Genomic DNA, 12697 nt, shown 5'->3' on the forward strand with positions numbered 1-12697 from the left:
GAAGGCTCAAGGAAGGCGGAGCGGCTGAAACGGTTAATGGAGGGTTTATTTTGCCTGAAAGGCAGATTTTAGATGATTAGAGAAGTGGCCCTCAACGGCCCGCGTCTCTGATGAGTCGGGGCCGCTGAGGGCAAACGGCAGGGAAATTACGATGCCAGCAGCTGATTCATGCGGCGAATAAACTGGTTCGGATCTTCCAGCGTACCGCGCTCCGCCAGCAGAGCCTGATCGAGCAGCAGCTCAACCCACTCGCTGAACCGGGCATCTTCCTGAGTATCCGCCGCGCGTTTCACCAACGGGTGCGCCGGGTTCAGTTCAAAGATGTACTTCACTTCCGGTGCAGACTGGCCCGCAGCGGCAAACAGCTTCGCCATCTGGGTGCTCATTTCATCCGCGTCAGTGGTGACGATGGCCGGGGTATCGGTCAGACGGTGCGTCAGACGGACCTCTTTCACACGCTCGCCCAGCAGGGTTTTCACGCGGTCAACAAACGGCTCCAGCGCCTTTTCTGCCTCTTTGGTGCTTTCATCCACCTCATCGGCCAGTTTTTCCAGCGACTCGTCGGTTTTCGCGACTGACTGGAAGGCTTTGCCATCGAACTCGGTCAGATAGCTCATCATCCACTCGTCGATGCGCTCAGACAGCAGCAGGACCTCGATCCCTTTCTTACGCAGCAGCTCCAGGTGCGGGCTGCTCTTCGCTGCCGCATAGCTGTCGGCGGTGATGTAGTAAATCTTCTCCTGCCCTTCTTTCATGCGGGAGACATACTCTTCCAGCGACACGGTCTGCGCGGAGGAGTCGGTATGAGTAGACGCAAAACGCAGCAGCTTCGCGATAGTCTGCTGGTTCGCATTGTCTTCCGCCGGGCCTTCTTTCAACGCCAGACCGAACTGCTGCCAGAAGGTCTGATATTTTTCAGCGTCGTCTTTCGCCAGTTTCTCCAGCATCTGCAGCACACGCTTGGTCAGCGCGGTACGCAGGTTGCGGGTGACGCTGCTGTCCTGCAGAATTTCACGCGAAACGTTGAGCGGCAGATCGTTGGAGTCCACGAGGCCACGGACAAAGCGCAGGTAGTTCGGCATAAACTGCTCGGCTTCATCCATGATGAAGACGCGCTGCACGTACAGCTTCAGACCGTGTTTATGATCGCGGTTCCACATATCCCACGGCGCCTGGGAAGGGATATACAGCAGGCTGGTGTACTCCTGCTTGCCTTCCACACGGTTGTGGCTCCAGGTCAGCGGGTCGCTGTAGTCATGGGCAATATGTTTATAGAATTCGTTGTATTCGTCGTCTTTAATTTCCGACTTATTACGGGTCCACAGCGCCTGGGCTTTGTTGATTTTCTCCCAGGAGATCACGGTTTCGCCGTCAACCTCTTCACGTTTTTCGATCTCTACCGGCAGCGCAATGTGGTCGGAGTATTTGCTGATGATCGAACGTACGCGCCAGTCGTTCAGGAAATCATCTTCGCCTTCACGCAGGTGCAGGGTAATTTCGGTACCGCGATCGGCTTTGGTGATATCGGCCACGGTGTAGTCGCCTTCACCGGCTGACTCCCAGAACACGCCGTTTTCTGCGCTATCGCCCGCCGCGCGGGTACGCACGGTGACTTTATCCGCCACGATAAACGCCGAGTAGAAGCCGACGCCAAACTGACCAATCAACTGGCTGTCTTTGGCCTGGTCGGAGCCCATTGATTCGAGGAACGATTTGGTCCCGGATTTTGCAATGGTCCCAAGGTGATCGATAACCTCATCACGGTTCATCCCGATACCGTTATCGGCGATGGTCAGGGTGCGGTTGTCTTTATCAAACGAAACGCGCACGCGCAGTTCACCGTCACCTTCGTACAGGTCGGGCTGGGACAGCGCGCGGAAGCGCAGCTTGTCAGCCGCATCGGAGGCGTTGGAAATCAGTTCACGCAGGAAAATTTCTTTATTGGAATAAAGAGAATGGATCATCAGGTGCAGAAGCTGTTTAACCTCTGACTGAAAACCACGAGTTTCTTGTCCTTTCATCTAAATCAACCTCAACAATGCCATTGTTAATGGTAAAAAAACCGATGAAGGGGAGATGGGGACGGGAGGAGACATTTTCAAGCGGAGGCCCCGAAAAGCGCCTCCGTTTGGTTAAAAACGAATCTTATGTCGCCCGGCCAGGGAGTGGGACAGCGTGGTGCCATCGACCATTTCCAGTTCGCCACCGACGGGGACGCCATGGGCAATGCGGCTGGCTTCCACGCCATACTGCGCGCAGAGCTCGGCGATATAATTGGCGGTCGCTTCACCTTCCACCGTGGGGTTGGTGGCGAGGATCACTTCCTGCATCGATTCGTCACGCAGGCGCTGTTCCAGACGATCGAGCCCGATGTCATCCGGCCCAATCCCGTCGAGTGGTGACAGGTGGCCCATCAGGACAAAGTAGCGGCCCGAAAACTGCCCGGTCTGCTCAATCGCGTAGATATCTGCGGGGCTTTCTACTACGCAGATCTGCCCGTTTTCACGGCGGCGCGGGTTGCTGCAAATATTGCACACTTCCTGCTCGGTGAAAGTACGGCAATCGGCACAGTGGCCGATTTCCGACATTGCACGCGTTAACGACTGCGCCAGACGCATCCCGCCGCTACGATCGCGCTGAAGCAGCGTGAACGCCATGCGCTGCGCTGACTTCGGGCCAACGCCCGGCAGACAGCGCAATGCTTCCATAAGCTGAGTTAACAGCGGGCTGGTTTGCATCAGAATGGCATCTTAAAGCCAGGCGGCAGCTGCATACCGGAGGAGACGGACGCCATCTTCTCTTTCTGGGTCTCTTCAATGCGACGTGCCGCATCGTTGAATGCCGCAGCCACGAGGTCTTCCAGCATGTCTTTGTCGTCTTCCAGCAGGCTCGGGTCGATTTCCACGCGACGGCAGTTGTGTGCACCGTTGATGGTCACTTTAACCAGACCGGCACCGGATTCACCGGTGACTTCCAGCTGGGCGATCTCTTCCTGCATTTTCTGCATTTTGTCTTGCATCTGCTGGGCCTGTTTCATCAGGTTACCCAGGCCGCCTTTTCCACCAAACATAGGCTTCTCTCTCAGTAGGTCATCGTTAAGGATGCTGACCACAAGTCAAACTTGCAATCAAATGGGGCGAATACTCTCTTCATCCAGGTCCGCATCGAAGAACCGACGCAGCGTCTGAATGTTGTTATCCGCAATAATGGCTTCGCGCGCTTGCGCGAGCTTCTCTTCATAAATTGCCTGCCGCCACTCCAGCGGCGTGCGCATCGCAGGATTATCGTCTTCTACGATGGTCAGTTCAACCGGTGAACCGTACAATATGCCAAGCGCTTCGGCCAGCTTTTGCTGTGCACCGGCGGAATTCAGGTGTCGCTGGCTCGGACGCAGATGCAGGCAAATACGCTGCCCCTCCTGCTCTTTCCAGGAGTTCAGCGCCACCTGCTCTACCAGCTTCGGTACCGCAAGCTGATTGACCTCTGCCGCCCAGCTATCGCGCTCGACGGCTTCCAGCGCCAGCTTAGCCGCCAGCTCCGGCGTTTTTTCATGCTCCAGCGCTTTCTTCAGCGCTTTCGGCGTCGCCACCTCTTCTTTCACGGTTTCGACGACGGTGGTCGCTTTCCAGCGATAGGCTTCTTTTTTAGCCGGTGTTTTTTCCTGTACCGCCGCGACGGCAGGACGCGCCTGCACGCGCTCGGTAATCGAACTTAAGCGCTCCAGCGCAGCATTATTCACCGGCCGCGCGCGGGATGCGGCTGCCGGTTCACTCTTTTTTGGTGTGGGTGCTCCCTGACCACGCTGCAGCTGGCTGCGGGCCGCCAGCACCTGACTGGTGGTTTGCGGCAAATTCTGCGGTGACGGCTGCGGCGGTTGCGGCTGTCCGGCAGGGGCTGACTGTGCTGCCGCCTGCGCCGGGGCGACAGGTATCGCCGGAGCGGGCTTCACCTCGGGTTCTGGCAGCGGCGTGCGCGGATGAAACGCCAGCGCACGCAGTAACGTCATTTCCACGCCCATGCGTCGGTCTGGCGCATAGGGCAGCTCTTTACGGCCGATGAGCAGCGTCTGATAGTATAGCTGGACATCAGTTGGCGGTACGGTGCGCGCGAGTTCGCGCATACGCAGTTCAATGGCGGCCATGTCCGCGCCCAGCGCCGAAGGCGACAGCTGAACCATCGCAATGCGGTGCAGCAGGCTCTGCATTTCAACCAGCAAGGCTTCCCACTCAACGCCGCGGGAAGCAGCATCGTTCACGCCTGCCATAACGCGTTCGCCATCGGCAGCCACCAGCGCTTCAATGAGCGACAGCGCCTGATCGTCGTCGAGCGTACCCAGCATGGTACTGACTGATTCCGCCGTCAGGCGGCCATCGCCGCTGGCAATCGCCTGGTCGGTCAGGCTTAACGCGTCGCGCAGGCTGCCGTCCGCCGCACGCGACAGCAGCTGCAGCGCGCGGGATTCAAAGGCAATCTGCTCTTCACCGAGAATATGCTCAAGCTGATGGCGGATCTGTTCGACATCCAGCGCCTTCAGGTGGAACTGCAGGCAGCGCGACAGGATCGTCACCGGCAGCTTCTGCGGATCGGTGGTCGCCAGCAGGAATTTGACGTGCGCCGGCGGCTCTTCCAGCGTTTTTAACAACGCGTTGAAGCTATGGCGCGACAGCATATGGACTTCGTCGATCAGATAGACCTTAAAGCGGCCACGGGCCGGCGCGTACTGGACGTTATCCAGCAGGTCGCGGGTATCTTCGACTTTGGTTCGAGAGGCGGCATCGATCTCAATCAGATCGACAAAGCGCCCCTGCTCTATTTCCCGGCAGTTATCGCACACACCGCACGGCGTGGCGGTAATACCGGTTTCGCAGTTCAATCCTTTCGCAAGCAGGCGGGCGATCGAGGTTTTCCCTACGCCACGGGTGCCGGAAAAGAGATAAGCGTGATGAATGCGCCCTAACGATAAGCCATTCGCCAGTGCGGTCAGCACATGTTCCTGGCCGACGACGTCAGCAAAGGTTTGTGGGCGCCATTTACGGGCTAAGACCTGATAACTCATGGGCTGGCTCTGAAACGCTGGAAGGTGAAATCACGAGGGGGTCATGCTATCACAGCCCCGCCCGATCGGCGAGGCTATGTATCTGGAAATGCTTCGAGCCTGTCCCAGTAGACGTCATTGGCGCAGGCAGTTTGAACACGGACAGCGCGGAAAAACCGGAGCGTACCCGTAAGTACGTGAGGGTTTCGAGCACTGCCCAGGTTCAACATGACAAGCAAAATAGTCTAATGTGCAGGCTCTTAGTGGCCCGGGAAAGGAACCAGGCTATAGCAATTGATACCCAGTTTTTCCAGGCGCTGCTCGCCGCCCAGATCGAACAGATTGATAATGAAGGCCGCATCATGCACTTCGCCACCCAGACGGCGGATCAGCTTCACCGTAGCGTCAATGGTGCCACCGGTTGCCAGCAGATCGTCGACCACCAGCACTTTATCACCGGCTTTGATCGCATCAACGTGGATTTCCAGCTGATCGGTGCCGTATTCCAGCTCGTAGCTCTCGGCAATGGTTTCACGCGGCAGCTTACGGGGTTTACGTACCGGCACAAAGCCCACACCCAACGCCAGCGCAACCGGGGCGCCAAACAGGAAACCACGCGCTTCGGTCCCAACCACCTTGGTAATACCCGCGTCTTTATAACGCTCGGCCAGAAGTTCAATGCTGAGCGCATAGGCTTTCGGGTCTTCCAGTAAGCTGGTGACATCACGGAAAAGGATGCCAGGCTTCGGGTAGTCCTGGATGCTTTGGATGCTGTTCTTCAGATATTCAAGCTGCTGTGCAGTTGCGGTCATAAGTTTATGCCTGATTAAAACAGTGTTACTCACGGGCGTGCAAAATGGGCCAAAGAAACATTTGTTCAACCTTTGACCAGGCATGCCCGCGCTCGAAAACGCCAGAATTTACTGTCTGTCAGCGACAATTGCAACCTTCATTATTGTGCATCAGTGCTTTTGTTGCTTTGCATCAACCACCGGAATGCGCCACATAAATATCAGCAGGCAGGTCAGTATCACCAGCAGCAAGATGCGCACCCATGTAAGCTTAACCAGCCACAGCGAAAGGGCAAAGGTCAGCAGTATCATGACTATCGCCTGCGGCTTGGCGCCAGGCGGCATCGCACGGTACTGCTGCCAGTGGCGAAGATAGCCGCCAAACCAGGAACGATACAGCAGCCAGTGGTGAAAACGCGGTGATGAACGGGCAAAACACCAGGCCGCCAGCAGAATAAACGGCGTGGTTGGCAACAAAGGCAAAAAGATGCCCAGCGTCCCCAGGGCTACCGCCAGCCAGCCAATGATGATTAAAATAATACGTGGCATAATGCGAATCGTTATCAAGCAGAGATGGCTACTGTAGCACAGTTGTTTATCGAGGTAGGGAGGAGTTCATTGAAAACAACCCGGCTTTTACAAACGCTGGAAAATCAGCTGGCTCAGCTGGCGGTACAGCTTGCACCGCTGGCGCAGCATGCAACGCTCAGCGCCCGTTTCGATCGCCAGTTGTTTCGTACCCGCAGTACATTGATGCAGGCCTGTCTTGAGGAGGCGCAACAGCATTTTGCTGAGCTGCGCCAGGCAGTAGAGAACCAGCAGCTGCCGCAGGTGAGCTGGCTGGCGGAACGGCTGGTCGCGCAAATCGCCGCCCTGAATCGTGAGGCGGCAACGTGGTCCCTGCGTCAATGGGATAGCGCATCCCCAGGACTGCAACGCTGGCAGCGGCGGCGATTACAGCATCAGGAGTATGAACGTCGGCTGCTGGCGATGCGAAACGATCGCCAGCGTCAACTGGCGCAAGCGACAACGCTTGAGGACCAACAGCGCCTGGCAAAAGAGGTGGACGCCTATGCCGGACGTCTGGCGCGCTGTCGCGATGCACTGGAAAAAATAGAAGCCGTACTGGCACGTATAACGCGCTAACAAAAGGAAACGTAATGTCCCTGGAAACCGCCCCGGATGAGGTCAAGCTGGCCGTTGATTTGATTATGTTGCTCGAAGAGAACCAGATCCCGGCGCAGACGGTGCTGGGTGCGCTGGAGATAATCAAACGTGATTATGAAACTAAACTAAGCCAGTCAGGCACCCAGACCAGCGAATGAAACGACGCTAACCCACGCCAGTCATCAACGGGGCGGCTCTCTGGCCGCCCCTGTCGATCGTCAATCTGCCGTACCTTAACCGATAGCCGGTGACGGATCGTCGCCTTTGACTTCCCGTTTCAGCTCGGTCACCTCATCACCTTTTTCATTACGCAGATGCACTTCCAGCTGGTTGAAGGCGATATTAATATTGTTCTCCCGGCACAGGCGGTCAATCGCCCGGTTCAGCTCGTCCACCGTGTAGCTGCGATCGCGCAGTTCACGCACGTACAAACGCAGCTCATGATCCAGCGTGCTTGCGCCGAAAGTGGTGAAGAATACCGATGGCGCAGGCTCCTGCATCACTTTCGGGTGTTCGTGCGCTGCCTGCAGCAGCACCTCTTTCACCTTATCGAGATCGGATCCATACGCCACCCCAAGACGGATCACCACGCGCGTCACGGTATCGGACAGCGACCAGTTGATCAGGCGCTCGGTCACAAACGCTTTGTTCGGGATGATCACCTCTTTACGGTCGAAGTCGGTAATAGTGGTGGCGCGAATACGGATCTTGCTGACGGTACCCGAGAAGGTGCCGATCGTCACCGTATCGCCGATGCGCACCGGGCGTTCGAAGAGGATGATCAGACCGGAAACGAAGTTCCCGAAAATCTCCTGCAGGCCGAACCCCAGACCAACGGAGAGTGCCGCCGCCAGCCATTGCAATTTATCCCAGGAAACCCCCAGCGCGCCGAACACCGTCATCGCACTGATGGCGATGATCGCGTAGTTCATAATCGAGGTAATCGCATAGGATGTCCCCTGGCGCATATTCAGCCGCGAGAGGATCAGGACTTCCAGCAGGCCCGGTAAGTTGCGGATCAGCGCCCAGGCGACCATCGACGCGACAATGGCAAACAGCAGGCTGCCCATCGTCACGTTACGCACCACGCTGGCGCCCGCTTCGGTCCCGCTGTAATGCCACAACGTAATACTATCGAGATAGGCAAACACGGTAATCAGATCGGACCAAATCGCCCAGAACACCACGCCAAACAAAGCGACCATCACCAGCATGGTAATACGCAGCGTTTGTTGGTTAACCTGTTCCAGAGCAATCGTCGGTTCTTCCTGCGGCTCGGCCCCTTCAGCCCCCTCTTTTACCAGGTGCTGACGACGGGCCAGCGCACGGCGCCAGGCGATACGCCGCGCGGCAACACTCAGGCCACGTAGTACGGTCTGGTACAGCAGATTCCACAGCATCACCAGATAGACAGTTTCAATCCAGCGGCCCGCAAGGCGTAGGGTGGTATAGAAGTAACCCGTCGCCGTCAGCACCATCAGCGCAACCGGCACAATCGAGAGCACGGTGACGGTGAGCAGGCGCAGGCTGTGTGATTCTTTATCGCGCCAGCTCTCGCGGCACATTGGCCACACCAGCACCGCAATCAGCAGCAGGTTCATCAGGATAACGAACTGCCCCAGCACATCATCCATCAGGTTCAGCGGCGACAGCTCAGACACGACCGACCAGAAGTTCAGCGGCAACAGCGCCAGGCTCACGCGGACAATCTGTCGGCGCCAGTGGCTGGTCAACTGGGCAGGCATATTAAAGTGGCTGACCGCCACACCGTCTTTTTCCAGGACCTTCCAGCACAGCCCAAACACCAGCCAGAACAAGGCCAGTTTTTTACTGTAGGCCCACAGCAGTTCGCTGATATTCAGCTGCATAGTCAGCAGAATCAGACCCGCAGCCAGAATCAGCAGCACCACCGGCAATGCGCGGATCAGGTCGATCAGAATCGCTTTCGGTGTATGGAGTTGCGTATCGTTACGCAACTGCCCGACCTGCGACGCCAGCTTAGCCTGGTAGTTACGCAACCACTGCAGACGCCAGCGAATAACACCGGCAATCAGCAACAATGGCAGGCCCGCAAGGAAGGCAACAAACACCGCAGGCCAGGCTTTTTCCCAGTTTACGGTGATTTTCATCGCCTTAAACTGCCCTTTCAGCGCTTCCGGGAAGGATTTAATCCAGTCCCAGTCCATCGGTTTATTACTGTTTACCCAGAAAATCTGCTGGGTGAGGATCGCTTTGAGGTTGCTGGAGACGCTCATTAACTGCTGCTGGTTGATCTGCAGGTTAATCGCCATCATCAGCTGGTTGCCGAGCTGCTTATTAAACTGATCGAGCAGCTCACGGCGCATATCCACGACGTCCAGCAGCGCGTCATGCACCTCTGGCGTCACCTCATTGCTGTGCCCCTCTTCCAGTTTGGCCACGAAGCTGTCGCTCTGGAACAGCGCGTCACGCTGCTGGTTGACTTCAAATTGCTCCAGACGCAGATCGGCAATCCGGTTGGTCATATCGCTCAGCTCATCAGCCGACGGCAGCGTCTGCTGTTGCTGGTAGAGAATACGGGACAGCAGCAGGCTCCCTTTGAGGACGGAAATCTGCTCTTTGATATCGCGTTCAGATTGCAGCGCCCGATCGAGCCAGTTTTTGACCTGAATGTTACGCTGCACAAGCTGGTTGCCGTTTTCCGTCGCCGAGATCAGCTTCTGGCTGAGCTGGTGGTTGATCTCCAGCTCCTGCTTGACCAGCGGGTTGGCCTGAATACGTGCTGTCTCATCGGGAGTCACCGCTTCCTGAGCCGTTTTTTCCGTTAGCGTCAGGCGTTTACTGTTGACTGCTTCTTGCAACAGCTGCAGCTGATGCTCCAGGCGGTTGCTGTTGGCGCTGACGTAATCACGTTGTTTTTGCAGGGTATCCTGCAGGACCGTGTTTCCTTCGAGGCTCTTGCGCTGTTGCTCGATCTGCGCATTCAGCAAAGCCTGCTGTGCCAGCAGCAATCCCTGCTGGCTCGGGCGCAACGCCTCTTCGCCAACAGAAGTACCATTGAGCCGGTTACGTATTTGCTGGAGCTGCTGGGACGCCGAATACATAGCGTTTTGCACACGTTCCGGCTGCGTTTGCAGGGAGACCAGTTGGCTGTTGTAAGTTGCCAGGTCGTTCTGGGCGGTCTGGAGATCGTCCAGAGTCTGAGTGACCCGCGATTCAAGCTGACGCAAAGAGAGCGTACTGAGCGTTTTGCGCGTGGCCTCATCGTCAGGCACATCGCTGAGTGCGTTGAGGCTGTCGACCGCCTGACGCATCTTCGCTGGCGCTTGTTCCACCTGCTGGCGTAGTTGGGTAGTTTCGGCCTTAATCCGCTCGATTTTATCGAGTGCTTCAAGCGTTTGAACCAGGTCTTGCTGAACCAACTTATCCTGCGGAGTCAGTTCTTTTTGTTTATTCAGGGTATTAAGTTGATTCTGAACATCAGAACGTTCGGGAACATCAGCAGCCTGGGCCTGATTAATGCTAAGGCAGCCAACAAATAACAACAGTAGAATGACAAACGCGGAAGTAGCATTCCGCCTACGAATAGTATGCAGCATAGTGTTAGCACGAGTGGTTGCAAAAGCCGGAGAATACCGGGGATCGTTACAGCGCGCAGAATAGCACTTCTGCCACCGCGCGAATAGCAGTCAGCAGCAGCAAAAAACCACCTTTTTCGTTCTACCAGCTCAGTTAATTCTTAATTTCCGCTGGCTCTCGAAGCGAAGGACAGAGCTGGTACATTTCTAAAAGAATAGAAACATAGTTACGCGCATCTTTTTTGAGATCGAAAGAGTCTGGCGCAAAAAGCCAGTTCTCCATCAGGCCGGAGAGATAGCTGCGCATTAAAACAGCGGCCTGACGGGTGAGCAGATTGGCGGGCAGCAGTTTGGCTGCAATACATTCACGGAGTGTATGTTCGATGCGGTCGTAGCTTTCAAGACATAAGCTGCGTTGTGCGTTTTGCACTACCGCCATTTCACCAACGAATTCGCACTTATGGAATATAATTTCCATCATCAGTCGTCTACGCTCTTCTGTCACCGTAGCTTCAAGGATATAAACTAAGATCTCACGGACAACAGAGAGTGGATCGCTGGGGAATTTTGCCCGATACTCAACTTCAAGATCGCTAATACTTGCGTCCGACAGCACCCAGATTTCGTTAAATAAATCTGATTTATTCTTAAAATGCCAGTAGATAGCCCCCCTCGTCACCCCGGCAGCTTTTGCAATTGCTGCTAACGAGGTAGATGATACGCCTTGCTGCGAAAACAAACGCAAAGCCACATCCAGGATGTGTTGCCGGGTTTCAAGTGCCTGTTGTTTGGTTTTTCGTGCCATAGGTTGATGAGTTTACAGAGGTTACGTTTACATACATTTGTGAATGTATGTACCATAGCATGACCATAATAGAAACACAGTAGTGGGTTTGTGGTCGTTTGAGCCACTGAACAATTTGAAATTGGACACTCGAGGTTTACATATGAACAAAAACAGAGGGTTAACGCCTCTGGCGGTCGTTCTGATGCTCTCAGGCAGCTTAGCGCTAACAGGATGTGACGACAAACCGGCTCAGCAAGGGGCTCAGCATATGCCGGAAGTCGGTGTAGTGACGCTCAAATCCGCACCTCTGCAAATCACCACTGAGCTACCGGGCCGTACCAGCGCCTACCGTATTGCAGAAGTCCGCCCTCAGGTAAGTGGTATTATTCTGAAACGTAACTTTACGGAAGGTGGCGACATCAAGGCCGGCGAGTCTCTCTATCAGATTGACCCCGCGACCTATCAGGCCAGCTATGAAAGTGCGAAAGGCGATTTAGCCAAAGCACAAGCGGCGGCCAATATCGCTCAGCTGACCGTTAAACGTTACCAGAAGCTGCTTGGCACCAAGTACATCAGTCAACAAGACTATGATACTGCGGTCGCCGATGCTCAGCAGAGCAATGCTGCCGTTGTCGCCGCGAAAGCCGCGGTAGAAACTGCACGTATTAACCTGGCTTATACCAAAGTGACTTCGCCGATCAGCGGCCGCATTGGTAAATCCGCGGTCACCGAAGGCGCGCTGGTGCAGAACGGTCAAACCACCGCCCTGTCAACCGTTCAGCAGCTGGATCCGATCTACGTTGACGTGACTCAGTCGAGCAACGATTTCCTGCGTCTGCGCCAAGAGCTGACAAACGGCACGCTGAAACAAGAAAACGGCAAAGCCAAAGTCGAACTGGTGACCAGCGATGGGCTTGAGTATCCGCAAGCCGGTACGCTTGAGTTTTCCGATGTCACCGTTGACCAGACAACCGGTTCAATCACTTTACGTGCTGTCTTCCCGAACCCGGACCACACGCTGTTGCCAGGTATGTTCGTGCGTGCTCGTCTCCAGGAAGGCACCAACCCGGATGCGCTGCTGGTTCCACAGCAGGGCGTCACCCGTACACCACGTGGCGATGCCAGCGTGATGGTGGTGGGTGAAGGCGATAAAGTTGAAACCCGCCAGGTCAACGCAACGCAGGCAATCGGCGATAAATGGCTGGTGACCAGCGGCGTGAAATCCGGCGATCGCGTGATCGTTACCGGGCTGCAAAAAGTAAAACCAGGCGTGCAGGTAAAAGCGCAGGAAGTGAGCTCTGACGATAAACAGCAAGTTGCCAGTAACGCACAGTCAGAACAAACCAAGTCTTAACTTAAA

The 12697-nt window shown here is 55.7% G+C and carries 11 protein-coding genes and 1 other annotated feature; of the genes, 3 read left to right on the forward strand and 8 right to left on the reverse strand.

Translation table 11 applies throughout. From position 1 onward, the window contains the following. Positions 1-146 precede the first annotated feature (146 nt). The 6 genes from htpG to ACMYSP_RS06895 form a co-directional block, all read right to left on the reverse strand. Positions 147-2021 carry a molecular chaperone HtpG gene (htpG, locus tag ACMYSP_RS06870; protein ID WP_434586111.1) on the reverse strand — a complete coding sequence of 625 codons (1875 nt, stop codon included), beginning with the start codon at positions 2019-2021 and terminating at the stop codon, positions 147-149. A gap of 111 nt (positions 2022-2132) precedes the next feature. Next, on the reverse strand, positions 2133-2738 hold the full coding sequence (gene recR, locus ACMYSP_RS06875) for a recombination mediator RecR (protein ID WP_004858810.1): 606 nt from the start codon (positions 2736-2738) through the stop codon (positions 2133-2135). Continuing rightward, on the reverse strand, positions 2738-3070 hold the full coding sequence (locus ACMYSP_RS06880) for a YbaB/EbfC family nucleoid-associated protein (RefSeq protein ID WP_004858807.1): 333 nt from the start codon (positions 3068-3070) through the stop codon (positions 2738-2740). The genes recR and ACMYSP_RS06880 overlap by 1 nt, the downstream gene beginning before the upstream one ends. A gap of 57 nt (positions 3071-3127) precedes the next feature. Beyond that, on the reverse strand, positions 3128-5056 hold the full coding sequence (gene dnaX, locus ACMYSP_RS06885; protein WP_434586112.1) for a DNA polymerase III subunit gamma/tau: 1929 nt from the start codon (positions 5054-5056) through the stop codon (positions 3128-3130). Continuing rightward, positions 3734-3798: a sequence feature (DnaX frameshifting element), on the reverse strand. Its footprint overlaps the gene before it by 65 nt. 239 nt (positions 5057-5295) lie before the next feature. Then, positions 5296-5847 (reverse strand): adenine phosphoribosyltransferase, encoded by a 552-nt coding sequence (gene apt, locus ACMYSP_RS06890; RefSeq protein WP_004129935.1) that lies wholly within the window; start codon positions 5845-5847, stop codon positions 5296-5298. 150 nt (positions 5848-5997) lie between these two features. Then, a complete protein-coding gene (locus tag ACMYSP_RS06895) occupies positions 5998-6375 on the reverse strand; it encodes a DUF454 family protein (protein ID WP_434586113.1) in 378 nt (125 codons plus the stop codon). Positions 6376-6444: 69 nt separating this feature from the next. Here ACMYSP_RS06895 and priC point away from each other — a divergent pair, with 69 nt between their 5' ends. After that, entirely contained in the window at positions 6445-6972 is a 528-nt protein-coding gene (gene priC / locus ACMYSP_RS06900) for a primosomal replication protein N'' (RefSeq protein WP_434586114.1), read from the forward strand. 14 nt (positions 6973-6986) lie between these two features. Further along, complete coding sequence (gene rsmS, locus ACMYSP_RS06905) at positions 6987-7151, forward strand: pleiotropic regulatory protein RsmS (RefSeq protein ID WP_434586115.1); 165 nt, start codon at positions 6987-6989, stop codon at positions 7149-7151. A 75-nt stretch (positions 7152-7226) separates the two neighbouring features. Here the strand turns inward: rsmS and mscK are convergent, their stop codons facing one another. Then, positions 7227-10571 (reverse strand): mechanosensitive channel MscK, encoded by a 3345-nt coding sequence (gene mscK / locus ACMYSP_RS06910; protein WP_434586116.1) that lies wholly within the window; start codon positions 10569-10571, stop codon positions 7227-7229. 133 nt (positions 10572-10704) lie between these two features. After that, positions 10705-11355, reverse strand: a complete 651-nt coding sequence (gene acrR / locus ACMYSP_RS06915) for a multidrug efflux transporter transcriptional repressor AcrR (RefSeq protein ID WP_434586117.1) — start codon at positions 11353-11355, stop codon at positions 10705-10707. Positions 11356-11497: 142 nt separating this feature from the next. Between acrR and acrA the strand changes: the two genes are divergently transcribed. Next, the gene (acrA, locus tag ACMYSP_RS06920) at positions 11498-12691 is read left to right on the forward strand and encodes a multidrug efflux RND transporter periplasmic adaptor subunit AcrA (protein WP_434586118.1); all 1194 of its coding nucleotides are present in this window, start codon (positions 11498-11500) and stop codon (positions 12689-12691) included. Positions 12692-12697: the final 6 nt, after the last annotated feature.

The sequence above is a fragment of the Klebsiella sp. R390 genome, assembly GCF_051131745.1.
Taxonomy (GTDB): domain Bacteria; phylum Pseudomonadota; class Gammaproteobacteria; order Enterobacterales; family Enterobacteriaceae; genus Klebsiella.

What these genes read in the sequence shown, in the direction of transcription:
- htpG (WP_434586111.1), bottom strand. Translation starts at nt 2,021, where the DNA reads ATGAAAGGACAAGAAACTCGTGGTTTTCAGTCAGAGGTTAAACAGCTT.
- recR (WP_004858810.1), bottom strand. Translation starts at nt 2,738, where the DNA reads ATGCAAACCAGCCCGCTGTTAACTCAGCTTATGGAAGCATTGCGCTGT.
- ACMYSP_RS06880 (WP_004858807.1), bottom strand. Translation starts at nt 3,070, where the DNA reads ATGTTTGGTGGAAAAGGCGGCCTGGGTAACCTGATGAAACAGGCCCAG.
- dnaX (WP_434586112.1), bottom strand. Translation starts at nt 5,056, where the DNA reads ATGAGTTATCAGGTCTTAGCCCGTAAATGGCGCCCACAAACCTTTGCT.
- apt (WP_004129935.1), bottom strand. Translation starts at nt 5,847, where the DNA reads ATGACCGCAACTGCACAGCAGCTTGAATATCTGAAGAACAGCATCCAA.
- ACMYSP_RS06895 (WP_434586113.1), bottom strand. Translation starts at nt 6,375, where the DNA reads ATGCCACGTATTATTTTAATCATCATTGGCTGGCTGGCGGTAGCCCTG.
- rsmS (WP_434586115.1), top strand. Translation starts at nt 6,987, where the DNA reads ATGTCCCTGGAAACCGCCCCGGATGAGGTCAAGCTGGCCGTTGATTTG.
- mscK (WP_434586116.1), bottom strand. Translation starts at nt 10,571, where the DNA reads ATGCTGCATACTATTCGTAGGCGGAATGCTACTTCCGCGTTTGTCATT.
- acrR (WP_434586117.1), bottom strand. Translation starts at nt 11,355, where the DNA reads ATGGCACGAAAAACCAAACAACAGGCACTTGAAACCCGGCAACACATC.
- acrA (WP_434586118.1), top strand. Translation starts at nt 11,498, where the DNA reads ATGAACAAAAACAGAGGGTTAACGCCTCTGGCGGTCGTTCTGATGCTC.